The organism is uncultured Phascolarctobacterium sp. (assembly GCF_934190775.1).
In the GTDB taxonomy this organism is placed as follows: Bacteria; Bacillota; Negativicutes; order Acidaminococcales; family Acidaminococcaceae; genus Phascolarctobacterium_A.
Window position 1 is genome coordinate 31,329 of the sequence record NZ_CAKPTG010000018.1, and the last position, 25,453, is coordinate 56,781.

21 protein-coding genes and 1 pseudogene are annotated in these 25,453 nt (G+C 49.4%); 3 read left to right on the forward strand and 19 right to left on the reverse strand.

Annotated elements, in window-relative coordinates; translation table 11 throughout:
* Positions 1 to 8: 8 nt before the first annotated feature.
* The 4 genes from Q0G26_RS09480 to Q0G26_RS09495 form a co-directional block, all read right to left on the reverse strand.
* Positions 9 to 209, reverse strand: coding sequence for a 4Fe-4S dicluster domain-containing protein (locus tag Q0G26_RS09480; RefSeq protein ID WP_293830130.1), 201 nt, complete (start codon positions 207 to 209; stop codon positions 9 to 11).
* 8 nt (positions 210 to 217) lie between these two features.
* Positions 218 to 1,012, reverse strand: a complete 795-nt coding sequence (locus Q0G26_RS09485; RefSeq protein ID WP_293830132.1) for an electron transfer flavoprotein subunit beta/FixA family protein — start codon at positions 1,010 to 1,012, stop codon at positions 218 to 220.
* A gap of 135 nt (positions 1,013 to 1,147) precedes the next feature.
* The gene (locus Q0G26_RS09490; RefSeq protein WP_293830134.1) at positions 1,148 to 4,558 is read right to left on the reverse strand and encodes a DNA polymerase III subunit alpha; all 3,411 of its coding nucleotides are present in this window, start codon (positions 4,556 to 4,558) and stop codon (positions 1,148 to 1,150) included.
* A gap of 674 nt (positions 4,559 to 5,232) precedes the next feature.
* Entirely contained in the window at positions 5,233 to 6,612 is a 1,380-nt protein-coding gene (locus tag Q0G26_RS09495; protein WP_293830136.1) for a sodium:solute symporter family protein, read from the reverse strand.
* 285 nt (positions 6,613 to 6,897) lie between these two features.
* On the opposite strand from Q0G26_RS09495, the gene Q0G26_RS09500 reads away from it, so the two are divergent.
* From Q0G26_RS09500 to Q0G26_RS09510, 3 genes are all read left to right on the forward strand, one after another.
* On the forward strand, positions 6,898 to 8,748 hold the full coding sequence (locus Q0G26_RS09500; RefSeq protein ID WP_293725184.1) for an NAD(P)-binding protein: 1,851 nt from the start codon (positions 6,898 to 6,900) through the stop codon (positions 8,746 to 8,748).
* Positions 8,742 to 10,466, forward strand: a complete 1,725-nt coding sequence (locus tag Q0G26_RS09505) for a [FeFe] hydrogenase, group A (RefSeq protein ID WP_293830138.1) — start codon at positions 8,742 to 8,744, stop codon at positions 10,464 to 10,466. Before Q0G26_RS09500 ends, Q0G26_RS09505 begins: the two co-directional genes overlap by 7 nt.
* Before the next feature lie 492 nt (positions 10,467 to 10,958).
* A complete protein-coding gene (locus Q0G26_RS09510) occupies positions 10,959 to 11,174 on the forward strand; it encodes a hypothetical protein (protein WP_021719892.1) in 216 nt (71 codons plus the stop codon).
* Positions 11,175 to 11,299: 125 nt separating this feature from the next.
* Here the strand turns inward: Q0G26_RS09510 and Q0G26_RS09515 are convergent, their stop codons facing one another.
* The 15 genes and pseudogenes from Q0G26_RS09515 to Q0G26_RS09585 form a co-directional block, all read right to left on the reverse strand.
* On the reverse strand, positions 11,300 to 13,006 hold the full coding sequence (locus tag Q0G26_RS09515) for an S-layer homology domain-containing protein (RefSeq protein ID WP_293830141.1): 1,707 nt from the start codon (positions 13,004 to 13,006) through the stop codon (positions 11,300 to 11,302).
* A 602-nt stretch (positions 13,007 to 13,608) separates the two neighbouring features.
* A complete protein-coding gene (gene nth, locus Q0G26_RS09520; RefSeq protein ID WP_293830143.1) occupies positions 13,609 to 14,244 on the reverse strand; it encodes an endonuclease III in 636 nt (211 codons plus the stop codon).
* On the reverse strand, positions 14,244 to 15,605 hold the full coding sequence (locus Q0G26_RS09525; protein ID WP_210684602.1) for a PFL family protein: 1,362 nt from the start codon (positions 15,603 to 15,605) through the stop codon (positions 14,244 to 14,246). Before Q0G26_RS09525 ends, nth begins: the two co-directional genes overlap by 1 nt.
* Positions 15,606 to 15,614: 9 nt before the next feature.
* Positions 15,615 to 15,884 carry an ACT domain-containing protein gene (locus Q0G26_RS09530; protein ID WP_210684603.1) on the reverse strand — a complete coding sequence of 90 codons (270 nt, stop codon included), beginning with the start codon at positions 15,882 to 15,884 and terminating at the stop codon, positions 15,615 to 15,617.
* Positions 15,885 to 15,985: 101 nt separating this feature from the next.
* Positions 15,986 to 17,665 carry an ATP-binding protein gene (locus Q0G26_RS09535; RefSeq protein ID WP_293830145.1) on the reverse strand — a complete coding sequence of 560 codons (1,680 nt, stop codon included), beginning with the start codon at positions 17,663 to 17,665 and terminating at the stop codon, positions 15,986 to 15,988.
* Positions 17,662 to 18,348, reverse strand: coding sequence for a response regulator transcription factor (locus Q0G26_RS09540; RefSeq protein ID WP_293830147.1), 687 nt, complete (start codon positions 18,346 to 18,348; stop codon positions 17,662 to 17,664). The genes Q0G26_RS09535 and Q0G26_RS09540 overlap by 4 nt, the downstream gene beginning before the upstream one ends.
* A gap of 155 nt (positions 18,349 to 18,503) precedes the next feature.
* A complete protein-coding gene (locus Q0G26_RS09545) occupies positions 18,504 to 19,343 on the reverse strand; it encodes a nucleotidyl transferase AbiEii/AbiGii toxin family protein (RefSeq protein WP_293830149.1) in 840 nt (279 codons plus the stop codon).
* A gap of 55 nt (positions 19,344 to 19,398) precedes the next feature.
* The gene (locus tag Q0G26_RS09550) at positions 19,399 to 20,034 is read right to left on the reverse strand and encodes a hypothetical protein (RefSeq protein WP_293830151.1); all 636 of its coding nucleotides are present in this window, start codon (positions 20,032 to 20,034) and stop codon (positions 19,399 to 19,401) included.
* A gap of 174 nt (positions 20,035 to 20,208) precedes the next feature.
* The gene (locus Q0G26_RS09555) at positions 20,209 to 20,472 is read right to left on the reverse strand and encodes a DUF4911 domain-containing protein (protein ID WP_009146306.1); all 264 of its coding nucleotides are present in this window, start codon (positions 20,470 to 20,472) and stop codon (positions 20,209 to 20,211) included.
* On the reverse strand, positions 20,469 to 21,716 hold the full coding sequence (locus tag Q0G26_RS09560; protein WP_293830152.1) for a U32 family peptidase: 1,248 nt from the start codon (positions 21,714 to 21,716) through the stop codon (positions 20,469 to 20,471). Before Q0G26_RS09560 ends, Q0G26_RS09555 begins: the two co-directional genes overlap by 4 nt.
* 67 nt (positions 21,717 to 21,783) lie before the next feature.
* Positions 21,784 to 22,827 (reverse strand): endolytic transglycosylase MltG, encoded by a 1,044-nt coding sequence (gene mltG, locus Q0G26_RS09565; RefSeq protein ID WP_293830154.1) that lies wholly within the window; start codon positions 22,825 to 22,827, stop codon positions 21,784 to 21,786.
* A 65-nt stretch (positions 22,828 to 22,892) separates the two neighbouring features.
* A complete protein-coding gene (locus Q0G26_RS09570; protein WP_293830156.1) occupies positions 22,893 to 23,234 on the reverse strand; it encodes a DUF1292 domain-containing protein in 342 nt (113 codons plus the stop codon).
* 83 nt (positions 23,235 to 23,317) lie between these two features.
* Positions 23,318 to 23,740 carry a Holliday junction resolvase RuvX gene (gene ruvX, locus Q0G26_RS09575; protein WP_009146302.1) on the reverse strand — a complete coding sequence of 141 codons (423 nt, stop codon included), beginning with the start codon at positions 23,738 to 23,740 and terminating at the stop codon, positions 23,318 to 23,320.
* Positions 23,741 to 23,757: 17 nt separating this feature from the next.
* Entirely contained in the window at positions 23,758 to 24,018 is a 261-nt protein-coding gene (locus Q0G26_RS09580) for an IreB family regulatory phosphoprotein (protein ID WP_009146301.1), read from the reverse strand.
* Between the two features lie 251 nt (positions 24,019 to 24,269).
* Positions 24,270 to 25,453: pseudogene (locus Q0G26_RS09585) on the reverse strand (hypothetical protein); the annotation flags it as partial.

Below are 25,453 nucleotides of genomic sequence, written 5' to 3' on the forward strand. Positions count from 1 at the left end.
ACACACTCCTATTCGTTATCTTCAGTATTGTCATTTTCGGCAATAGCTATGGCCTCCATGGAACATTCGCGGATGCAGGCACCACAGCAGACACACTGCTGCATATCAATCTGCGCCCTGCCCTCGTACAGCGCAATAGCCCCCATCGGGCATACTGCAACACATTCCTCACAGCCACAGCAAAGCTGCCTGTTTACTTTTATCAGCATGGTTCGCCTTAGCGGGTAATAACCTCTGCCTTAACCAGCTTTTCAAACAGCATATCTACTGCTGCATCAGCATCTGCTTCGGTAATGATTTCGCCGTTGATTTCAGGCGGAGCCGGGGTGAAGGCTTTTTTAACCTTGGTCGGAGAGCCCTTCAGGCCTACGGTTGCCGGATCAAGCTCCAGGTCTGCAACAGTCAGAGTAGGAATCTGCGCCTTACGTGCTTTCATTTTGCCCTTAATGCTGGCAAAACGCGGCTCTTTTTCAGATTTGGTTACGGTAACTAAGAGCGGTGCAGCGCAAGCCAAAGTCAGCTGGTAGTTTTCGTTTTCACGTACCACAACAAATTTGCCGTCTTCGTAGCTCAGGCTCAGAGCGCCGGTAATTTGAGGAATTCCCAGATGCTCAGCCATTTCCGGGCCAACCTGTGCAGTATCGCCGTCTACTGCCTGCTTGCCGCAGAGCACGAGGTCGAACTCGCCCAAATGTTTAACAGTAGCAGCCAGAGCCAGGCTGGTTGCCAGAGTATCGCTGCCGCCCAGAACGCGGTCGCTCAGCAGAACGCCATCATCAGCGCCCATAGCGATTGCTTCCTTCAAAATATCGGTTGCCTGGGGCAGGCCCATGGTCAGTACAGTTACCTTAGCACCTTCCTTGTCCTTCAGGCACAGAGCTACCTCCAATGCCTGACGGTCATAAGGGTTCATAATATTTTCTACACCCGTACGGTCCAAGGTATTGGTTTCGCGGTTAAATTTTACTTTTGCCGTATCCGGCACTTGTTTTAAACAAACGAGAATATTCATTTGCTGCCTCCTTAAGCTTTATACAGGAGCTGTTGCTCCGGCTTTTTTACATTCTTCTCTTTATTTTAGCATTTTTGCACTTAAACTTGCAAGTATATCATGAAAGTTTATGAAAAATAGCTCAATCAATTATACTCAGTTCCGCTTTACTACGCAGTTATCGCCCAAAATTTTGACAACATCTTCGGCAAAGCCCGGTGCTTCACTGTTCACCCAGAAGTTAGGCGTAGTCTTGATCAGCTTACGCGAGCCCATCAGCTGCAGGTATACGCAGTCATCACCCTTATATTTCTGGAACAGCTGCATCAGCTCACGCTGGATCAGCGGATTTTCCAGATGCGCTTCAATGCGCAGGCATATTTCTGTCGGCGGCTTAGAGGGCAGCACACGCACGCTGTTGGCAATAATCTTGCTTTCACGTTCGTCTACACTGAAGCGTCCTTCAATTGCTACCACACTGTCCTCGTAAATATCCTTGACACTATTGCGGTAGGCCTGCGGGAAGACAATTATCGGGAAGCGTCCGCTGAAATCCTCCAGCGTCAGCACCGCCATCGTATCTCCGCGCTTAGTTGTTTTGATCGTGCAGTTGGTAATAATGCCTGCCACCCGCACGAACTGCCCGTCTGCGACCTGGGTATCGCCGCCAAACTGGTGCAGCGGCATAAAGCGTTCCAGCATCTTTTTATAATCGCTCAGCGGATGGTCGGTAACGTAAAAGCCGATGATTTCCTTTTCATATTGCAGAATAAGCTGCTTGGGAAATTCATCCAGCTGCGGCAGGCTGATTTCGCTTGCGCCAACATCCTGCACATCGCCGAAAAGTCCCAGCTGGCCGTTGGCCATGTCTCTTTGGCAGGCAGCGCCCAAATCCGTTGCCTGGTCCAGAACAGCGAGCAACTGCGAGCGTCTGGCACCAAAGGAATCCATAGCACCGCATTTAATCATATTTTCAATAACACGCTTGTTGACAGCACGCATATTCACGCGGCAGCAGAAATCAATCAGGCTCTTAAAGGGACCGCCTTCGTTACGCGCGCTGATAATGGCATCTACAGCAGCCTCGCCTGTATTTTTGATGCCTGCCAGACCAAAGCGTATAGTATTATTCTGATGAACTGTGAAGTTGTTGCCACTCTCGTTGACATCGGGCGGCAGAATTTGGATATTATCATTGCGGCAGACGTTGATATACCAGCTCACCTTATCCGCATCACCGATAATGCTGTTAAGAAAGGCGGCGTAGAACTGCGGACGCCAATGCGCCTTCAGATACGCAGTTTCATAGGCTACCAGCGCATAGGCAACGGAGTGCGATTTGTTGAAGCCATAACCGGCAAAGTGCTGCAAGAGCGAGAAAATCTGGTCGCTCAGCTCTTCCGGGATATCATGCAGCTTTTTGGCACCGTCGATAAACGACTGGCGCATGGAATCCAGCTCCTTGGCCTTCTTCTTGCCCATCGCGCGGCGCAGGATATCGGCCTGACCAAGCGTAAAGCCTGCCAGCGCAGATGTTATCTGCATAACCTGCTCCTGATACAGAATAACGCCATAGGTATCCTGCAAAATTGGCTCCATCAGCGGGTGCAGCACCTTCGCTGTGCGCTGCCCATGACGACCGGCGATAAAATCTTCTGCCATACCGGTACCAAGAGGACCGGGGCGGTACAGTGCCACCAGCGGAATCAGATCCTCAAAGCTTTCCGGCGCCAGGTCCACAACCAGCTTGGTGATGCCGGCCGACTCCAGCTGGAAGACGCAGGACGTTTCACCACGTCGCAGCATAGCGCAGGTCGCCTCATCTGCCAGCGGAATGTTATCGATATCAATCTCTTCACCCGTAGTTTCGCGGATAAAGCGAATACAATCACCGATAACTGTCAGTGTGCGCAGGCCCAGAAAGTCCATCTTCAGCAGGCCCAGCTCTTCTACCTTATTTTTATCGTACTGGGTGATGACGCCACCCTCACTGCCCTGCTGCAGCGGTACGTAGTTTTTCATATTATGCGGTGCGATAATAACACCGGCGGCATGTGTGCCTGCGTTACGCGGCAGGCCCTCCACGCTTTGCGCAAGGTCAATCAGCTTTTTGATCTCCGGACGCGTGTCGTACGCATTACGGAAGTCCTTGCTGCCGTTCAGCGCCTTCTCCAACGTAATGCCAACCTCGCGCGGAATCAGCTTGGCAATTTCATCAACCGCACTGTAGCTCATGCCCAGCGCCTTGCCCACGTCGCGCACTGCCGCGCGCGCCTGCAGGGTGCCGAAGGTAATAATCTGCGCCACACGCTCCTGTCCGTAACGGCGCACTACATAATCCAGCACCTGGTTACGCTTCACGTAGCAGAAGTCGGTATCAATATCAGGCATGCTGACGCGCTCCGGATTCAGAAAGCGTTCAAACAGCAGATGATAGCGCAAAGGCTCAATATTCGTTATGCGCAGCAGATAAGCCACGATACTGCCTGCGGCACTGCCACGTCCAGGACCTACCGGAATATCATGGCTACGGCAGTAGTTGATAAAATCCCAGACAATCAGGAAGTAGCAGGCGTAGCCCATCGTGTTGATAATATCCAGCTCAAAGTCCAGACGCTCACGCACCTTGTCATCCACAACCTCATAGCGCTTAGGCAAAGCTTCCTCGCACAGGTGGCGCAGATAGCTCACAGCGTCAAAGCCCTCCGGCACCGGGAACTCCGGCAGCAGCAGGTGTCCGAACTCCATCGTTACGTTGCAGCGGTCGGCAATTTTATTGGTATTGCTCAAAGCCTCCGGACAGTCGCCGAACAGTGCCTCCATCTCATCATAGCTTTTCAGATAATAGCTGTCGTTATTGAAGCGCATACGGTCAGGTTCATCTACCGTGCTCGTCGTCTGAATGCACAGCAGAATATCCTGCGCCGCCGCATCCTTTTGCTGCACGTAATGCAAATCGTTCGTCGCCACCAGACCAAGACTAAACTCCTGCGCCAGCTGCTTCAGCACTGCGCTGACCTTGTGCTCCTCATCAAGGTCATGGTCCTGAATTTCCAGAAAGTAATTGTCCTTGCCGAAAATATCGATATATTCCTGAATGCAGCGGCGTGCTCCCTCCAGGTTGTCCTGCAAAATCATCTGCGGCACCTCACCGGCAACGCAGGCGCTGAGGCAGATAATTCCCTCGTGATAGGTACGCAGTACGTCCTTGTCTACACGCGGCTTATAATAAAAGCCCTCCAGCTGACCAATGCTGACAATTTTCATCAGGTTATGGTAGCCTGTATCGTTCTCCGCCAGCAGAATCAGATGATACATGCCACGGTTATTCTTTTCCAGATGCGATTCCTTCGCCAGATACACCTCACAGCCGATAATCGGCTTGATGCCTGCTTTGGTACACTCCTGATAAAATTCCACTGCGCCGTACATTGCGCCGTGGTCGGTAATCGCCAGACTGTCCATACCCAGCTCCTTGGCATAGGCCACCAGCTCAGGGATTTTTGAAGCGCCGTCCAGCAGGCTGTATTCCGTATGTACATGTAAATGAGTAAAGCGTTTTGTCATCTCTTGCTCCTTAAATTAAAAGACCTCTGCCGCGCAAATCTGCGGCAAATGTATGTAAAACTATTCTAGCATTACAGATAAATTTCCTGCCTAAAACTGAAAAAACATACAACCGTGAATTCACAATTCGTTCGTTGTATGTTCTCTTTATCTATGTTACAATATATTCAGACTTTGGACAATCGTGCTTACGGGTGGGCATTGCCATCATTCTCCAACAGAATGGAGGTGATGCCTATGAAGAACTACGACTTTAAGGACCTGATGGCCTTTGGCGTATTCATTCTGGCGTTGCTGACATTTATTTTTCAGTTCAGTAAATAGCCCAGACATAGGAAAACCGCCCTTAATCTTTGCCTAGTGACAGGGCGGTTCTTCCGCAATAAAAGCTTTGGCAACCCACCGACGTGGGCGGTTGTCCTTTGTCTATAATATAGCACATTACGCTGCTTTTTGCAAGCAAACAGCTTGCTGTAAAAGCAGCTTTTTCTTTAGAACAAACAACCGGATACAAGAAAACCACTCCTACACATTGCCCCGTGGCGGAGTGGCTTCTTGAACTGATTTTCCACTAAGGCAACTCACCGCATAGGCAGTTGTCCTTTGCCTATAACATAGCATATCACGCTGCTTTTTGCAAGCAACCGCTTGCTGTAAAAGCAGCTTTTTCTTTTCTATTCACCTTCCTTGCCCCACGCTAAACCGATGAGTAAAAAGAACAGATTATACACGAGCGCCGGCAGCAGACTGTTGATTTCCCACGGGCTGATATGCTTCCAGAAGAGCGCCGCAAAAATGCCTGCACCCATAGCAGCCACGCCCATCGAAGCGCGCACCCTGCCCGGGAAGAAGATGCAGAACGTCAGCGGCAGAAAGATACCGCTGCCCCGCAGCGCCATGGACAGGTAATTCCACTCCAGCACCGACGAATCAAGATGCATAAAGACGAACACCATTGCAGCAACAGAAACGGCCAGCACGCTCAGGCGGCTTGCCCACAGCTGGCCTACAGCCGTAGCCTTCAGCCAGATTTTGCTGACGATGTCACGCGAAATCATCGTGCCTACACCCAGCGCCAGACCGGCAATTGAGCCTAAGGCCGAAAGCAGCACAGCGCCCAGACCGATACCGCCAAGCCATTGCGGCAGATAAGTAACAAGATACAGCGGCAATGCGTCGATAGAATTAATTTCCGGGTGATGCAGATGCATGAACATACCAATCAGCACCGACGGTAATCCCACGGGAATGACAATCAGAGCGGCAACACAGCAGCCAACAGCTGCTGTTTTGGTGTCGCGCGCCGAAAACAGCGCCTGCACATAGGTCTGCGTAGAAATAACGCCCACAATCATCGAGCCGAGGCTGACAAGTCCATCCTCCATCCCGCGCCCGAAAAGGCTGAACCAGGGATACGGCGCAAAGCTCTGCGTCATGCCCTGCCACTGTCCCATATCGGCGTAGGCCAGCAAGCCGCCGACGAAAATGCTGGCGAAAATCAGCACAATCTTGAAAATACCCGCCATACCGCTGCTGCTGAGGCCGCCGAAAAACACCAGCAGCAAGGTAACAGCGATAACGATGCCCGATGCAGCCAAAAGTGGTACGCCGAACAAGCCTGCAATGAGATGCAACGCCGTCAGCGTGCTCGCTACGATGCTGAAAAAAATACCGGCGCAGGCGCTGAAGGTCGCCAGCCACCCCGCAGGCTTGCCGTAATCCGTAACGAGGTACTCCGCTACTGTGGTCAGTGAGCTGCGGCGCAAGGGCACAGCGTAAAACGCCGCCATCAGCAAAAGCGCAATGCCGCTGCCCAGCGTAAACCACCAGGCCGTCAGTCCCAGCTTAAAGCCAAGCTGCGCCGTGCCAACGGTAGCAGCGCCGCCGACAATCGTGCCGATAATGGTACCGGCGACAAGGCCTGCGCCCGAGCTGCGACCGCCTACGTTATAATCATCGGCAGATTTCACCCTTCTGGCTGCCAAAAGCCCCGGCAGCAGCGTCACCAAAAGCGTCACCGCCAGGCTGATATAATGTGTAGCAGTAAGCTGCATATCTAACCCTCCAATATTTTAAGCCGCCGGATGCAAACGTTTCTGCCGACAGCATTAATGCTCTAAAGCTTAGTATTAGTATAACACAAAAAACAAGGCAAAAAAAGCATAGCCCCCGCAAGCGTGCTTGCCTGCTACAGCAGGCAAAAAAAGCGCTTGCGGCCTGTTTTCTGCTCAGATTGTTACAGAAAAACTATCTTCTTTATTATTGCGAAATTCAGCTTTTTTCTGTATAATATAGTTTATACCTTTATATATTTAGTGTATGCTTTTTGGAGGAAAATTATGAGCCGTTTAAGAATTGAAACACCCGACCAGGCACAGCTTACGGTCGAGCGCTTGTACAAGGACCTGGAACGACACATCATCGCCAGCCCCCCGGGACTGTGCCCTGTTGACCTGCAGCTGTCGTTCCTCAAAGTCTGCCACGCACAAACATGTGGCAAATGCGTGCCCTGCCGTGTAGGCCTCGCGCAGCTGCAGAATCTTATGGAAGACGTGCTCGCCGGCAAGGCTGACATGCACACTCTGGATTTAATCGAAAGCACCGCACAAAATGTTGCCAACAGCGCTGACTGCGCCATCGGCTTCGAAGCAGCCAAAATGGTTTTGGCCGGTCTGGAAGGCTTCCGTGAAGATTACATTAACCACATAAAGAAGGGCAAATGCTCTGTCAACGTTCATCATTCTATCCCCTGCGTTGCTTTGTGCCCGGCACAGGTTGATATCCCCGGCTACATTGCGCTGGTTGGCGCAGGCCGTTATGCTGACGCTGTCAAGCTCATCCGCAAGGATAACCCCTTCCCTACTGCCTGCGGTCTTATCTGCGAGCACCCCTGCGAAGCACGCTGCCGCCGCAGCATGATTGATGCTCCTATCAACATCCGCGGTCTGAAGCGTATGGCTGTCGACAATGCGCCCAGCAACACTGTGCCGCTGCCCGAAAAACAGCCTGCTACCAACAAACGTATCGCCATCATCGGTGGCGGCCCCAGCGGTATGTCCGCAGCCTACTACCTGGAGCTGATGGGACACCATGCTGTTGTATTCGAAGAAAAGAGCAAGCTCGGCGGCATGCTGCGCTACGGCATTCCTGCTTACCGCTTCCCGCGTGAACGTCTGCAGGAGGACCTGGACGCTATTTTGTCCACCGGCGTAGAGGTACATCGCAACACCAGAATCGGCAACGAGGAGGGCGATATCCCCTTTGAAAAGCTGCGTGAGGAATTTGACGCAGTTTATATTGCCATCGGTGCCCACACCGACAAAAAAATCGGTATTGAAGGCGAGAATTCCCACGGTGTTATCAGTGCGGTAGAAATGCTGCGCAACATCGGTGAGGAAAAAATGCCTGACTTTAAGGATAAAACCGTTGTCGTTATCGGCGGCGGCAACGTTGCTATGGACTGCACCCGCAGCTCTATCCGCCTCGGTGCCAAGAAGGTTATCATCGCCTACCGCCGTCGTCAGGACGATATGACTGCACTGCCTGAGGAAATCGAAGGCGCTATCGCCGAGGGCGCTGAGCTGTACGGCTTAAAGGCTCCGCACCACATCGAAGCAGATGCCGAAGGTAATGTGGCCGCTCTCTGGGCTGAACCGCAAATCATCGGTCCTATCGATGCCTGGGGACGTGCGCGTCCGATTCACGCTGACGTAGAGCTAGAGCGCATTCCCTGCGACGTTATCGTTGTTGCTATCGGCCAGGGCATTGAGCTGCGTCCGTTCGAGGAGGCCGGCATCAAAATCAAACGCGGTACTATTTCCGCCCTCTCCAGCAGTGAGCTTGCCAACAATGAAGGCGTATTCGCCGGCGGCGACTGCGTAACCGGTCCTGCAACCGTAATCCGCGCTATTGCTGCCGGTAAGGTTGCTGCCGCTAATATTGATGAATATCTGGGCTATAACCACACCATTTCCTGTGATGTAGTTATCCCCGACCCGTCTATTGACGATAAACGTCCCTGCGGCCGTATCCAGATGCACGAAACCGAAGCAGGCGAACGCAAGCATACCTTTGAGCCGATTGAATGCGGCATGACCAAGCAGGAAGCCTGCCAGGAAGCAGGACGCTGCCTGCGCTGCGACAAATTCGGCTTCAGCACACTGAAAGGAGGCAGAACCTTAAAATGGTAAACCTGACAATCGACGGACAAAAAGTTTCCGTTCCCCAGGGGACAACAATCATGCAGGCTGCTGCCACCGTCGGCATCGAAATCCCCCGCCTGTGTTATCTTAAAGGCATCAACGAAATCAGTGCCTGCAAGGTCTGCGTAGTTGAAATTCAGGGACAGAACCGTGTAGTTACCGCCTGCACCACTCCGGTACAGGAAGGACTTGTAGTATTCACCAACTCCCCTAAGGCCCGCAGCATCCGCCGCACCAACGTGGAGCTGATTTTATCCCAGCATGACTGCATGTGCGCAACCTGCGTGCGCAGCGGCAACTGCAGCCTGCAGACTTTGGCTAATGACCTTGGCATTTACGATATTCCCTATGAGCGTGATGTTGTCGACACTCCCTGGAACCAGGAGTTCCCGCTCATCCGCGATTCAAAAAAATGCATCAAATGCATGCGCTGTGTCCAGATTTGTGACAAGGTGCAAAAGCTGCATATCTGGGACGTACAGAACACCGGCTCCCGTACTACTGTAGACGTTGCCGGCAATGTTTCCATTGAGGACAGTGACTGCAGTCTCTGCGGTCAGTGTATCACCCACTGCCCCGTTGGCGCGCTGAAGGAGCGTAACGACGTTCCCAAAATTTATGACGTATTGGCCGATCCCAATAAGGTAACCGTAGTACAGGTTGCACCTGCAGTTCGCACCGCCTGGGCCGAAGCCTTTAACCTGCCGCCCGAGCTGGCAACAGAAGGCCGCATGGTTGCAGCACTGAAGAAAATCGGCTTCGACTATGTATTCGACACCTGCTACGCTGCCGACGTTACCATCATGGAGGAAGCAAGCGAGCTGTTAGAGCATCTGCAAAATCCGCAGGACCACAGCTGGCCCATGTTCACCTCCTGCTGCCCCGGCTGGGTAAGCTATGTAAACAAAACTCATCCGTACTTCGTGCCTAACCTTTCCACCACCAAATCTCCGCAACAGATTTTCGGTGCGCTGGCAAAATCCTATTTTGCACAGAAGAAAGGCCTGAAGCCAAAGGAAATCTGCTCTATTTCTATCATGCCCTGCGTTTCCAAAAAACGCGAAGCCGCTCTCTTCTCTATGCGCAGCAGTGGTACCCATGATGTAGATATCGTACTCACCACCCGCGAGCTTATCCGACTGTTGCGTGCCGAGCACATCAACCCGGCAATGCTGGGTGAACTGCCCTTTGATAATCCGCTCGGCCAAAGCACCGGCGCTGCAGTTATCTTCGGTGCCAGCGGCGGCGTTATGGAAGCAGCACTGCGTACCGCTTACCATGTAATCGAAGGCAAGGAAGCTCCTGAGGATGCCTTCACCGACGTTCGCGGTACAGAAGGCCGCAAGGTACGTGAATTCACCCTTGGCGGTGCAACTCTGCGCACCTGCACGGTAAGCGGTCTGGGTAATGCAAGCAAGCTGCTCGACGAGCTGAAAGCAGGCAAGGTTCATTATGACTTCGTAGAAGTCATGGCCTGCCCCGGCGGCTGCGTTGGCGGCGGCGGTCAGCCGATTCATGACGGCGAAGAACGTGCCGACGTACTTGGCAATAAGCTCTATGCCATCGACAGCAACCGTCCTCTGCACCAGTCCCACAACAATCCGGATGTACAGGAGCTTTATAAGGACTTCCTAGAAAAACCGCTGAGTGAGAAGGCAGAGCAGCTGCTGCACTCTGACCATGTAAAAGAGCATAATTATATGTAAGTTAAAAAAGGGAAGTTGTTACTGCTTGCTCTAGTTTTACTTCTTTCGTCCCCGAAAGAAGTAACAAGAAAGGGGCGCGCTTTGCGAAAGCGCGGGAAACAGTCGCTTTTTTGCTCGCACAAAAAAGCTTAGCAAAAAATGCTTTACCATATTCTCCTTGGTTCGTGATAAGCGAAAGGCTATTACAACGAATTGACGAATGTACAAGCATTTTTTGAGGTTTAGACTAACGCGAAGTTTAGTCACCGAAAACAAGGCTTAGACAAACAACAAAGCACTTCATAGGTTACGAAGAACATTCGAAAGAATTTCGAACAGGCGCTAGTAACAGCAAAGCAACCCTATTTATAAAGCTTTTTGGTAAAACTTTTTCTCGAAAAAGTTTTTGTTTTGCCGCGCTTTACAAAAAGCGCGAACCTTTCTTGCCAGCTTCTTTCAGTTATGAAAGAAGCTGAATAAAAGCAAATAACTTCCCATCTTCAGAGGTCAATCATGTACACACAACCCTATACCTACACACAGCAAATCCCGCTTTCCCTGGACGATGGCCACGGCGACTACAACCGCAGCTACGAACGCAGCGATGACGACTTTGACTACGCCGACTACTCCACCGACCACAGAGATAATAACTTCCGTAACTACGAGAAGAAGCGCCGCAAAACCAATAAGGAAATTATTGAGGACATGCTCAAGCGCTGGGATTAAGCCAAACACTGTGTAAAACAAAAGCAAGAGGAGAACACCTGAAATCCTATAGGGGATTTTGGTGCTCTCCTCTTTTTAGTATAGAAAAGGGAGTGTTATGTAAAGCTCAAGCTATACAGCCAGCCTTATTTCAGCTTGCTGCCGTAATGGTCACGGTTGTCGCCGCCATATACGCGTACACGCTCAATCTTGCCTCTGTCGCCATCCGCACCGGAGATGCGGGCAACATGGATACGTCCCATTTCAGGCTCAAATTCGCGTACCAGCTTGTGGTCCAGCTTCACGCCTTTTTCCAGTGCTCTGTACAGCATTGCTGCGAATTCGTAGCGGCTCATCATGCGGTTGCCGTTGAACATGCCATCGGGATAGCCCTCGATGATGCCTGCTGCTGCCAGACGTCCGATGTACTCGTAAGCCCAATGGTTTTCGGGAACATCCGGGAAGAGCTTCATTCTATCCATCTCAATCGTGCCGCCCATGCCTGCGGTCAGCTGGCCTACCAGCGCGGTGAGGTTAGCTACATTCGCTCTCAGGTCTACGATTTCCTTAGCCATCGCTGTACGGGAATTGCTTACGCGTGCGGTGCGGTCCAGGGAGAAGGAAATACCTGCATTCACCATGTTCTCGCCGTTGCCAAAGGTTCCGCCAATGCTGAACATAACCTTTTCATCCGGACGGTAGAACGCGCCTACCGCAGCAGCGTTTTTGCCCTTGTAGTTGCCGTAGCCTGCAGCAAAGGTCAGCTTATCATCGGGATCGAAATCCATCGGGTGCAGCGCTGCGAGAGCGGCGGCACCGGCGCCAACCTTGTCAACGCGGCTGCCGAGGCTGTCAACGCGATGATCGAGCTCATTAAAATGCTCTCTGAATTCAGCATGGTCTCTATCATTTTGTTCCTTGCTTGCGATATCTTCAATCTTCAGTCTGCGTACTTCGTCATTGGTATAGCCATCTTTTACTACCAATGTAGCAGTTCCGGCTTCCTTATCTCTCGCAATTTCAGTCAGCTGTGCATCCTTCAGTTGGCCTGTCAGCTCAATAGGCGCTTCGACATTACGCAGGTTCAGGCTGATTTTGCCGTCATTGCTGATGCTGCCTCCGATAACATATTTGTCCTTCTCGGCAATCCTATTGTCAAGTTGTGTTTCGTCAAAGCCTACAGTGTAATTATAATTGCCATCTTCACCCATTCCGCCGCTAACAGTTACATAACCATTCTCGTCATCTGCTACAGTAGTAATGGTGTTGGTATCAACAATACTGGTTTCAACCTCTGTACCATTTTCGCGTACCAATGTATAGGTATTAACTATTGCGCCCTGCCCTGCAGTTGCCATTACCTCTTTAATAAGCTTATCCTGCAAGCCTGCCTGACCTTCTTCACCGTAAATGGTCTTTGCCATGGTGATATCATTGGTATAGAGAGATTTGATAATTCTGTCGAATTCGCCTACAGTGATATTACTCATAGACTCTTCGCACTGCATTTCGGAATTGTCGCCCTCATGTACAGGACTCCAGTTAGCACCACCATTTTCCCATTGAGCATTATTAGTATGATAAATAAAAGGTGTAAACAATTCAATCTGCTTGTCGGAGCCGATCTGTACCTGTGCATGTCCTAAATCCGTCCAGAAATAACCCCTACCATAATTATGAGAAGCATCATAGATATGTCCTGCAGCGTCTTTAGAAACAGTCTTATCAATCGGAGACGGCGTAGGCGTAACAGTATCTTCAGCCCACACAGTAGTGTAACCCATCATGCCCATCGCCATAATTGTCGCCAGCACGCACTTTGCCAAAGCAGTTTGCTTTCTAGTTTTTTTCATTTTCAATCCCCCTTTTCCACGCTGCGCCACAGTGGCGCAAGCTTAATCCTCGTTACAAAGCATTTCACTAATCAAATATAACTCAGATAAGGTGGTACTAAAATTCAAGGCCTTGAAAATTTAGCAGTTCGTCTCCTTTACCTACTTTTATTGTACGCTAATTATCTTCTTCGGTCAAACTTTTATATTTTTGAAGAAGACATCAAAATCAATTTTCACACGTTAAGAATAATTAATTTGTAACTTTTTAAATTAACAGGAATTATCATTCTTTTTCCTTAATATACTCTTTATTTTAACGATAATTATGAGCAAAAATATGTAAAAGATTTTTGTCACAGTGGACATTTTTTTGACATACGTGTGAACTGCACCTGTAGCAAGGCAAAGCCTCTGCTAACCGTGTGCGTCATAAAAATACAGTGCAAAAAAGTACATCACAGATAGACACTGAAAAAGCAAATCAACACACCGCAAAAAGGCCTGCCACCCTCGCGGGTTGCAGGCCAATTTTTTTGCTTCGCTTTTTACTTATCACTTCTGTCAGCACTTCTACCGCAAGCACCGCCTGTAAACGCTTACGCGTTTAGCAGCAGGCAGACTTACTCAAAGTTTTTCTCTTTGAACGGGCATTCCTCTACAACCACACAACCGCGGCACAGCGGCTTGCGTGCCTTGCAGATTTTGCGCCCGTGCCAGATAAACCAGTGATGCGCCTCACTCCACTTTTCACGCGGAATGATTTTTTCCAGCTCCTTTTCCGTAGTCAGCGGGTCCTTGCCCTTTGCCAGCCCCAGACGGTGCGACACGCGGAAAACATGCGTATCTACAGCCAGCGCCGGAATGTTGTAGATAATGCTGGCAATAACGTTCGCCGTTTTCTGCCCCACGCCGGGTAATTCCATCAGCGTTTTGATATCATTAGGAATCACGCTGTTAAAGCGCTCCGTCAGCATGTGGCACATGCCCAGCAGGTTTTTGGCCTTGGCATGGTACAGACCGCAGTCGCGGATTTCCGCTTCCATTTCCTCCTGCGTCAGTGCGCCCATTTTTTCCGGCGTATTCAGACGCGGAAACATACGCGCCGTAATCACATTTACGCGTTCATCCGTACATTGGGCCGAAAGGATTACCGCTACCAAAAGCTCAAACGGCGAACTATAATTCAGCGCCGTCTTGCTGCCCTTGTAGGTTTCCTCCAGCTTGGCCAGAATAGCTTCTCTTTGAGCCTTACGCATTAGTTGGTCAGGCTCCTTACCGGTGCAGGAATACGTCCGCCGCGGTTGATGAATTTTTCAGCGCTGAACTTCTTCACACCAAGAACAGGCGCATAACCCAGCAGGCCGCCGAATTCAACACGATCGCCTACGTCCTTGCCCGGAACAGGAATCAGACGTACAGCAGTAGTTTTATTGTTAATCATACCGATTGCAGCTTCATCGGCAATAATTGCGGAAATAGTTGCTGCCGTAGTATCTCCCGGAATGGCAATCATATCAAGGCCAACGGAGCATACGCAGGTCATAGCCTCCAGTTTTTCCAAAGACAGGGCACCGCGCTCTACCGCAGCAATCATACCAGCGTCCTCACTTACAGGGATAAACGCACCGCTCAGACCGCCAACGTAGCTGGAAGCCATCAGGCCACCCTTTTTAACTGCGTCGTTCAGCATAGCCAATGTCGCGGTAGTGCCAGGACCACCGCAGCTTTCCAGACCGATTTCCTCCAGAATATGCGCAACACTGTCGCCGATTGCCGGAGTCGGCGCCAAGGACAGATCGATAATACCGAACTGGGTATTCAGGCGACGTGCAGCCTCCTGTGCTACCAGCTGGCCAACGCGGGTAATCTTGAAGGCAGTTTTCTTAATCGTTTCGGCAACCATACCGATATCGCCGTCACGCACCTGCTCCAGTGCGTATTTAACAACGCCCGGGCCGCTGACGCCAACATTGATAACGCTTTCCGGCTCTGTTACGCCATGGAAGGCACCTGCCATGAACGGGTTATCTGGCACAGCGTTGCAGAATACTACCAGCTTAGCGCAGCCAATCGCATCGCGGTCAGCAGTACGCTCAGCGGCAGCCTTCACAACCTCGCCCATCTGTTTTACAGCATCCATGTTGATGCCGCATTTGGTAGAACCTACGCTTACAGAGGAGCAGACAATATCAGTAACTGCCAGTGCTTCCGGAATGGACGCAATCAGATTGCGGTCGCCTTTGGTGTAGCCCTTGTCCACGAGAGCGGAAAAACCGCCGATGAAGTTGACGCCGACCTGCTTGCCTGCATTGTCCAAAGCCTGTGCCAGCGGTACATAATCGTTGCTGTCACAGCTTTCACCAACCATGGAAATCGGCGTTACGGAAATACGCTTGTTGATGATGGGCACGCCCAGCTCAACCTCGATATCCTCACCGGTTTTTACCAGATGCTCTGCCTTACGGCAAATCTTATCATAAATCTTTTGCGCTGTTACCTTAATATCCGGATGACCGCAATCACGCAGGCTGATGCCCATGGTGATAGTACGCACGTCCAGCTTATTTTGGGTAATCATGCGCGTAGTTTCTAAAATATCGTCAGTATTGAATAACATGACAGCCTCCTATATACGATGCATTGCGCTGAAAATCTCTTCACTCTGCAGACGGATTTCTACACCGATTTCTTCGCCCAGCGCAGCCATTTTGTCACGTGCTTCGGCAATGGGCACGTTAGCCTCTGCCATATCAGCAATCAGCACCATATTGAAAAAGCCTTGCATAATGTTTTGATTGATGTTGATAATGTTAATATTCATTTCTGCCAAAGCATTGCTGACTTTAGCGGTAATACCTACCTTATCCTTACCTACGATAGTTAAAACAACTCGCATATCTGCGTCCTCCTTCAAAATAAATTAAGAGCAGCACTCATAGTACTGCTCTTATTGTATCACATCTTTGAAGTTCTGTGTTGTATACATGAAGAAGGCGCTTATTTTTCAGCCTCATACTTCGGCTTAGGGAACTTCATAATGAACTCCGTCCCCTGTCCCACTGTGCTCAACACACGGATACTGCCGCCATGGAAGCTGACGCCATGCTTGACGATGGAAAGGCCTAAGCCCGTGCCCTCAATCGCCTTATGACGGCTGCGGTCGACGCGGTAAAAGCGTTCAAAGATATGCGGCAGCTCGTCACCGGCAATACCAATGCCGGTATCTGCCACGCTGACAGTATATTTATTTTCACCTTCGCTCAGGCGCAGCGTCACCTCACCGCCGGGATGATTGTACTTCAGGCCGTTATCAAGCAGATTGAAGAAAATCTCCTCCATCAGCGAAGAAATACCCAGTAGCTTACAGCTGCCACTAGTGTTATCGATAAGCTGCAGATTGACCTGCAATCTGCCTGCCTTATCCTTCAGGCGTGCCAACGCACTCTGTGCCACATCCTGCAGGGTAAATTCCTCCATCATATCATGCGTCAGCTCATCAAGCTTCGACAGCTGCATGATATCATCAATCAGACGCAGCAGATTGTGTGCCTCGTCATTGATTTTCTGCAGAAAGCGCTTGGTATCCTCCGGCTTCACCAGGCCGCTGAGCATAATTTCCGAATAGCCCAATACCGATTGCAGCGGCGTCTTCAGCTCATGCGAAACATTAGCCGAAAACTCACGGCGGATTTTCTCCGAGGCCGTGCGTTCCGTTACATCCATAATCAATAGTACAAAGCCCTTATCGGTAATTCTGCTGCCGTTGAGCTGGTAATAGCTGCTGCCGCGGTCGATTACAATGCGTCCCTTGCCCTCCTGCTCAATCTTGGCAAAAAACTCCCGAATTTCGTCGCTGTCATCAATCATGTAAAAGCTCTTGCCCAAAAGCTCCTGCTTTTCCTTGCCGAAGAATTTCGTAACGCTTTTATTGACCGATTCGATTTCCCACACGGGATTAAGGAACATCATGCCTTCATCCATATTATTGGTTACGGCCTTCAGCTCCTGCTTTTTATTTTTATAGCGGCGCATTTCCTTCTGCAGCTTTTCCTGCTGCAGCTCAAAATATTCCACAATCGGCTTCAGCTCAGGATATACTGCCGCCTCAGAATCAGGCTGCTCCAGATTAAGATTTTCCAACGGCCGCAGTACTCTGGCGGTAATTGTTTTGGCTGCCCAAAACGCACCGCACAAAACTACCAGTGCCAACAGCACAAAGTAACCAAGAATTATCTTATACTGTTGAAAAACAGCGTCATTCGTGCGTGACAGGCGCAGTACATTACCGTCCGGCAGGCGCACAGCATAGTACAAAATATTCTTGCCGATGGTTTCGGATGCACGCTGGCTGCGGCCTTCGCCGCTTGTCAGCGCCTCCTGCACCTCCTCGCGCTCCAAATGGTTTTCCATTGATACAGCATCAGCATAATTGTCGTACAAAGCGTGACCGTCAGGTGCAATCAGCGTTACGCGGTCGGCAAGCTGCAGACGCTGCAGCTCGCTCACCGGCACATTGCCCTCGCCGTCAGCCACAATCAGCAGATTCGCCTCACGCTTAAGGCTGGCGAAGCTGTCCTGCGTAATATATTGGCAGGAAACCCAGAAGAAGAGCAGCAAAACAAGGCCTACCGCTGCCCCTGTCAGCAGCAGTATGCTGCGGAAAAGCCTCTGCTTCATTTTACGCCCGCCATTCTGTAGCCAACGCCACGGATAGTTTCAATCAGCTCACCTGCATCGCCCAGCTTCTGGCGCAGGGTACGGATATGCACATCAACGGTGCGGGTTTCACCGCTGAATTCATAGCCCCAGATATCGTTGAGCAGCTTGTCACGCGAAAAGACAATGCCCGGATGCTGCAAAAACTTGCGCAACAGCTCGTATTCCTTCAGCGTCAGCACAACCTCACTGCCGCCTACGCTCACCTTATGCTCCAGCTGGTTGACCTCCAGGCAGCCGATGCGGATAGTTTCCTCTTCATTCTCACTGGGGCGTGGTGCTGCGCAACGGCGCAGTACTGCCTTGATGCGCGCCACCATCTCCAGCATTCCGAAGGGCTTGGCAATATAATCGTCGGCACCGCTGTCCAGGCCCTTGACCTTATCAAACTCCGAGCCCTTGGCTGTAGCCATAATCACAGGGATATTAGCATAACGTTTATCGGCACGCAAACGTCTGAGAATGCTTACACCATCCTCATCCGGCAGCATAATATCTAAAACAATCAGCTCAGGAACCTGCTTTTCCAACAAAGCGAAAAGCTCGCGGCCACTGCCGCAGCCCTGTGCCTCCATGCCAACGGACTGCAGGGTGTAAACCTCCAGCTCGCAAATATTTTGTTCATCTTCCACGCAGAAAATCATGAAAAACACCACCAATCTATACTCTTATGCATTATTATATACGCAAAGCGGAATTTTTTCCTGTTAAATTTAGGTAAAAAAATTAACAGGAGTAAAAGAGCCCGGCAGCATCACTTGGTAATACTGTCGGGCGGTGTTGAGTTTTTTTGTGTAAGCTAAGAATCAAAAAACTTGCTTTCAGCCAATTTTTTTAATGATTCTATAGCCGTATCATACGAAATATTTTCTTCTAATAACTGTATTGTCAGATTTTCATAATCCTTCCTGTAAACATTTTCCTTAATTATTTCTTTAAGCAATCCACTCACATCAACATCTGGCAAAGCAGAAAAACAAATAGCGGATTGTGCTCGAACTTCGCGCACTTCCTTAATCAAATCTTTGAACGTATCATCTTGCGATACCAATGGTAATAATTTATAAATGTCATAAAGATGACGAGAATGCTTAGCAACCTTTCCAGATAAATAATAATCACAAACAGCAAAAACTTTGTCAACTAAAGTACGGTCTATTCCCTGGACTTTCATCATAAAAGGAGCTAAGCCAAAAGTATCAATAAATTCAGGAGCCTCATGCTGCATCATATTACCAACATAACTATATACAGGCAGTAAAACAGTCGGGAAAGATACTGCCGTATAAGATGTTTCCAATAAAACCGCAGATTTCACAATGGAACTAGAAGAAGCCAAAACCGAATCATACGCAACAACATAACGATTATAATCACGACGGCTTCTGGTTTCATCGACATTTTCAATTACCATTCCCAGTTCTTCAGCGGAATCAAGTATTGCTTTTTTGACTTTCTTTTTCTGTCCTTGGGATAAAGAAACATCAATTGTAAGATCTATATCCTCGGAAAATCTACGAATTACCTTATGACATTTACTGAGTGAAGTCCCGCCTTTAAAAACAATAAAAGGAATTTTTTCGGCTAGCAGTTTAAGCAATACAGTTACATAATAATCCTTTTCTATAATCTGCATCATCTGCCTGGTCTGTTTATATGTTAATCTGAGCGCCTGAAGAAATTGTTCACGATCCTCATGCAAATATACCATTAAAGATAACCCCCGTTTCCACAAGATTCTTATACAGCTTATCGGGATAATAAGAAAAATAAGGTTTCATTTCGTTGACAGTCAGCCCAGACTTATCCATGTACCGGTAAAGCTTTTCCTTTAAAGAATCGCCAGTAACCTCAGAATACATATCAATGTCTCTGAGAAGATCCAAAAACTGCAGGATCTTATAGTTCCCCTCAGTTACAGTCACCTTAGGGCGACGAACAACAACCTTTGAGCCTCCGAGAGTAGTCTCGCGGCGGTCTTTTGTAGCCTTGTTGGAAACTACCTCATAAACCATCGGCAGTTGCGTCGACAGGCCTAGCTGATTAAAAAACATAAGGCCGCTAATATAACCGCAGCGCTTATTGTCACTCAAAAGATATTTATATTCAAGAACATCATCAGGAGAAAGCTCAGAACCTGACTTAAAAACAGTCTTAGTCGTAAGAAAATAAATGCCACTATCAAACCGTTTGATTTTCCCGGAATCAACCAGCTTCTTCATCTGTTTTCTGATATTAGCATAATTGATACCGCTAGTCTTAACATCACTTAAGAAGATAGGCTTATTGGGCTCAAAGTTTTTCAACAAGTAATCATATAAAGCTTCCATTTTTCTCCCTCCTTTCACAACATGGCAGTATTGTTCTGCCTTTTTGTTACCATTATATCAGAAAAGCAAGGAGCCGTAAACATATAAAAAGGCTGAGAGCAAAGCTCTCAGCCTTGTACGATATGCGATTGTAGAAAAAACGAAAGCTGCTTACAGCAATCCTTTCCCTGCAGTTTAAATCTGCCAAAGTCTGTGGTACACTCCGTTTTCCATATTATCGATTACATCTACCTTAAACGGCATATTTTCAATAATATCCAGTGTATCAAAATACGTATCCGGCGTAGCATAAAACTTAATCAGTCCGCTGGTGCCGTCTACGGTGCTCACCATGGCCAGATGCTCATAGCCTTCCATAATCCAGTTAACATCTGCAATACGCTCAGGCTCAACCTGCGCGTAGATCATACTGTGGGGTCCGGGGTCATTGTCACTCATTCTTTTACAACCTTTCTGCGTAATAAGCTGAATTGCAGCAGCGGCTTGTCGCTGGCTGCGGAAAATTTCTGCTGGGCATGCGGTGCGCAGTCAATCGGCGTACCTGCTTCATCCAGCATTTCTGTCAAAACAAAGGGCATTGTGCTGCCATCGGGCATCAAAAGCTCCAGCGGCTCGCCTGCCTTTACATTATTGCGCTGCTCAAAATAAGCGCGCTTTTTCTCAACATCGTAGCCTGTAACGATACCGACAAAATCATGTGTCTGCTCGTACTTCGAGCTGGTATAAACCTGCGCATCTCTGTCAGGCTTAGCCACAGCAAAGCCTGTGGTGTACTGGCGGTGGGAAACCTTGTTCAGCTCGGTAATCCACGCCTCCGGCACACTGTAATGCTCCATATCTGCCCAGCATTGGTCGATAGCCTTGCGGTAAACGCTGACTACCGTTGCTACATAATGCACGCTCTTCATGCGGCCTTCAATCTTCAGGCTGCACACACCGGCACGCATCAGCTCCGGCAGATACTCAATCAGGCACAGGTCCTTGGAGTTCATCACATAGGTACCGCGTTCGTCCTCCTCGAGGTCGAAGTATTCGCCCGGGCGCTTTTGCTCGCCCAGCTTATACATATTATATTCCCAACGGCAGGCCTGAGTGCAGGCACCGCGGTTGCCGTCGCGCCCTGTCAGATAGGCGCTCAAAAGGCAACGTCCGCTGTAGGAAATGCACATCGCGCCATGCACGAAGGTTTCCAGCTCTACCGACGTTTTTTCGCTGATTTCGCTGATTTCTGCCAAGGACAGCTCACGCGCCAGCACCACGCGTTCAGCGCCCAGCTGCTCCCACGCCTGTACAGCGGCGTAGTTGGTGGTATTAGCCTGTGTGCTCACGTGCAGCGGCATATCAGGCACAACCTGACGGGCAGTGCTCCATACGCCCAAATCGCTAATCAGCAAAGCGTCAACCTTGGCCTGTTGCAGACCGCGCAGATAATCCGGCAATCTGTCGATATCCTCGTTATGCGCAAAAATATTTACCGTTACATAAACCTTTTTGCCGAGGCTGTGCGCATACTCTGCCATCTCCGCAATTTCCTCTAAAGAGAAATTGTTGGCAAAGGCACGCAGGCCGAACAGCTTGCCGCCCAGATAAATAGCATCAGCACCATACAGCAGTGCCATTTTTCCTTTTTCCATATTACCGGCAGGTGCCAGTAATTCGGGTTTAACTAAGTTTCTGCTCATTAATTCTCCTTAAAACACTTCTCTGCTCTGCCACACTGACAGCGCAGAAATATGTAATAAACTGTTGTTAACCTATTTCCTCAATCGCCTTCAGATGCTCGGCGTAGGTTTTGGTAAAACGATGGTGTCCGTCCTTTTCCGCAACAAAGTACAGATATTCTGTCTGTTCCGGCTGCAACACCGCCTTAATCGCGGTCAGTCCAGGACTGCCAATCGGTCCCGGAGGCAAGCCGGGATTTTGATAAGTGTTGTACGGACTTTGGATTTTGGTATCCGCAAAGGTAACTACTTCCTTCTGCGTTCCCAAAAGATACTGGATCGTCGTATCAGACTGAATCGGCATGCCGATGGCCACGCGCTTGAGGAAAACACCGGCGATTTTCGGCTGCTCCTCGGCAAAAACGGCCTCCAGCTCTACCATTGCAGCCATGTTGACTACATCACGCAAGGATAGATTACGTTCTGCCACAGTTTTGGCAATACCACTGCTCTGCATTTCCTTATCAAACTGTGCAACCATCATTTTGAGCATCTCCTGCTCGCTGATTCCCACTGGGAAATCATAGGTTGCCGGATAGATAAAGCCCTCGGCCTTAAACAGCACATTGCTGTCATCGGTCTGCATATAGGAATAGGGCGCATAATCCTTCGCCGCTGCGATGAACTTGTCAGCACTGCCAAGGCCTTCCGCCTCCAGCTTTTTCGCAGTTTTCACCACGCTGTAGCCTTCCGGTACGGTAAAGCGCACCTGTTTGATGCGTCCCTTGACCATAACATCAACAATCTGCTGGTTGCTCATGCCGCCGTCAATCTGGTAGGCACCTGCCTGCAGCTTAGTCGCCAGTCCCTTCCAGCGTGCTTCCATTTTAAAGGCAGCGGGATTTTTTACCAGCTTTTTTTCATGCAGCAGCTCGGCAATATCCGCCGTAGTCATGCCGTCCTTGACAACTATCAGGCGTGAGCCTTCTACAGCAAAGCCCTTATTATTGCCCTGTCCATTAAGATAAATTGTAAACGCTACCACTCCGGCCACCAACAGCACCGCCAAAGCGCCTGCTGCAGCCTGCACCGGATTGTCGCGCACCAGTTTTTTCAGCTTTTCTATATCCATCAGAAAACATCGTCACATCGCATAAAAATACCGGACCGAAGTCCGGTAAAATTATTGACTGTGAATTACTCCTCGTCCTCAAACATTTCGTCATACTTAGCAGCAACTGCTTCGTATTCTTCATCAGTCGGAGCGGTGTAAACAGCTTCGCCGTTTTCGTCAAAGTCAATGCGTGCGATAACGCAGGTATCTTCATCTTCGTCATGGCAATCGCAGTCGTCATCCTCGCAGCAGCAGTCTTCCATCGGAACGAGTACTGCAAATTGCTTGTCATCAACAGTGATAACCATATCCTGATAGAACTCGTGCTCGTTGCCTTGCTCGTCAGTCAGAATAACGCAGATAACTTCTTCTTCACCTTCAGCTTGCATAGCTGCTAATTCTTCATCTCTAATGTCTTTTTCCATAAAGGCACCTCTTTCGTTATAGCTCAATAAATAAAAAGCCCAATTTTAATCTAACCATATTGTATAATAGGTAACGCTATCTGTCAAATTTTAAAGCTCTTGCTGTCCAGATAATTTTGCAGAATAACTACTGCCGCCATCATATCAATAACCTTTTTACGCTTTTTGCGGCGCAAGTCCGCATCAACCAGCACCTTTTCGGCAGCCACTGTGCTCAGGCGTTCATCCCACAGCACAACCTGCACCTTCGGGAACATGGTGCGGAGCTTTTCGGCCATTGCTTCACAGGCCTGCGCGCGTTCGCCGATAGTACCGTTCATGTTTTTGGGATAGCCTACAACCAGCGTGTCTACCTCATGCTCAGCGATCAGCTCGGCAATGCGGGCATAGTCGCGTTCTTCCGTAGTACGGTGGATGGTTTCCACGCCGTTGGCAATCATGCCCAGCAAATCGCTCACGGCGATACCGATAGTTCTTGTTCCTACATCTAGGGACATTTTTCGCATTAAGTCAAATTCTCCTTTTACTTGTTAATCTGCTGCAGATAATTCTTTACCAGCTCTTCAATCAGCTCATAACGCTCGTGGCGGCGCAGCTTGGTGCGCGCATCCTCAAAGCTGGTGATATAAGTGGGGTCACCGCTCAGCAGGTAGCCTGCCAATTGGTCCACAGGGTTATAGCCCTTCTTTTCCAGGGCAGCATATACTTCTTTTATAGTTTCAGCAACGTTCAGCTTTTCCGGCTCACGTTTGAACATCATAGTTTCTTGGGATACTTCAGACATACGAAACACTCCTTTCGTTTTTCGTAAATATATTGTAGCACATTTTTTTGAAAAAAGCTGTGTTTTTCTAGTTAACTTGCAAAAAAAGAGTGCTTATATTAAGCTTTGCTTTACTTCGGGTAATGCTGCATCCTGACAAAAGCCCCGGCACAGGCGCATCGTTGACGATGCGGCAAATGCCGGGGTTTTGCTTTAGCTGCGCTTCGACTATGATTGCCTGAAGTGCTTCAACCGTCAATATTCAATTTTGCTTAGAGGCTCATGCCGCCAGCTACATAATGGAATTCAGCCTTGCGCTCACGCAGGTTGCGTTCCTTATCCCAGGGTGCAGTGCCGAACCAGTAATCGTCAGCCGGGTTAAAGCTTGCCAAAACTGTCAGGGTGCCGGGGTCAATTTCCACCTTGTAGTTTTTGAGCAGGTCGTCGCCACCTGTCAGATGTACGCTGCCATTAATCAGGACGCCGATTTTGTCTTCGTAAACGCCAACAATTAACGGATTTACCGAGCTGTCCAGCTCATAACCGCCTACGCCGATGCCAGCCAAGGTGTCGCCATTGGTTAGGCCGTTGGCTTTGCCGGTGTATTCTGTCGGTACGCCCTGGGTAATGGTTTTGTCATCTACCACAAAGGTCAGCTTAGCAGGTGTTACGTCAGACTTACCTGCGTTCACTGTTAAATCGTAGTTATTGTTCAGGTTCTCTACGCCGCTGGCAGTACCATTCCATTCGTAGCTGCCTACGTTATTGGTCTTCTCTACGTTGGTGAGAGTACCGCCAACAATTGCGCCATCAGTGTTAGCGTTGATTACCAGACCGTTATCACCATTGACTAAGCCTGCATTGTTACCAAAGGTGAATGCGTTGCTGTAGTCCTTCGCATCAAGGTTGCCGTATACGCGGGTGATGTCATTCAGATTTACTACGAGGTTAGCTTTTGTTACGTCAGACTTACCTGCCTTAACTGTTACATCGTAGTTAGTGTTCAGGTTCTCTACGCCGCTGGCAGTACCATTCCACTCGTAGCTGCCTACGTTGTTGGTCTTCTTAACGTTGGTAAGAGTGCCACTAGTAATTGCGCCATCTTTGTTAGCATTGATTACCAGACCGTTATCACCATTGACTAAGCCTGCATTTGCATCAAAGGTATATGCGTTGCTGTAGTCCTTCGCATCAAGGTTGCCGTATACGCGGGTGATGTCATTCAGATTTACTACGAGGTTAGCTTTTGTTACGTCAGACTTACCTGCCTTAACTGTTACATCGTAGTTAGTGTTCAGGTTCTCTACGCCGCTGGCAGTACCATTCCACTCGTAGCTGCCTACGTTGTTGGTCTTCTTAACGTTGGTAAGAGTGCCACTAGTAATTGCGCCATCTTTGTTAGCATTGATTACCAGACCGTTATCACCATTGACTAAGCCTGCATTTGCATCAAAGG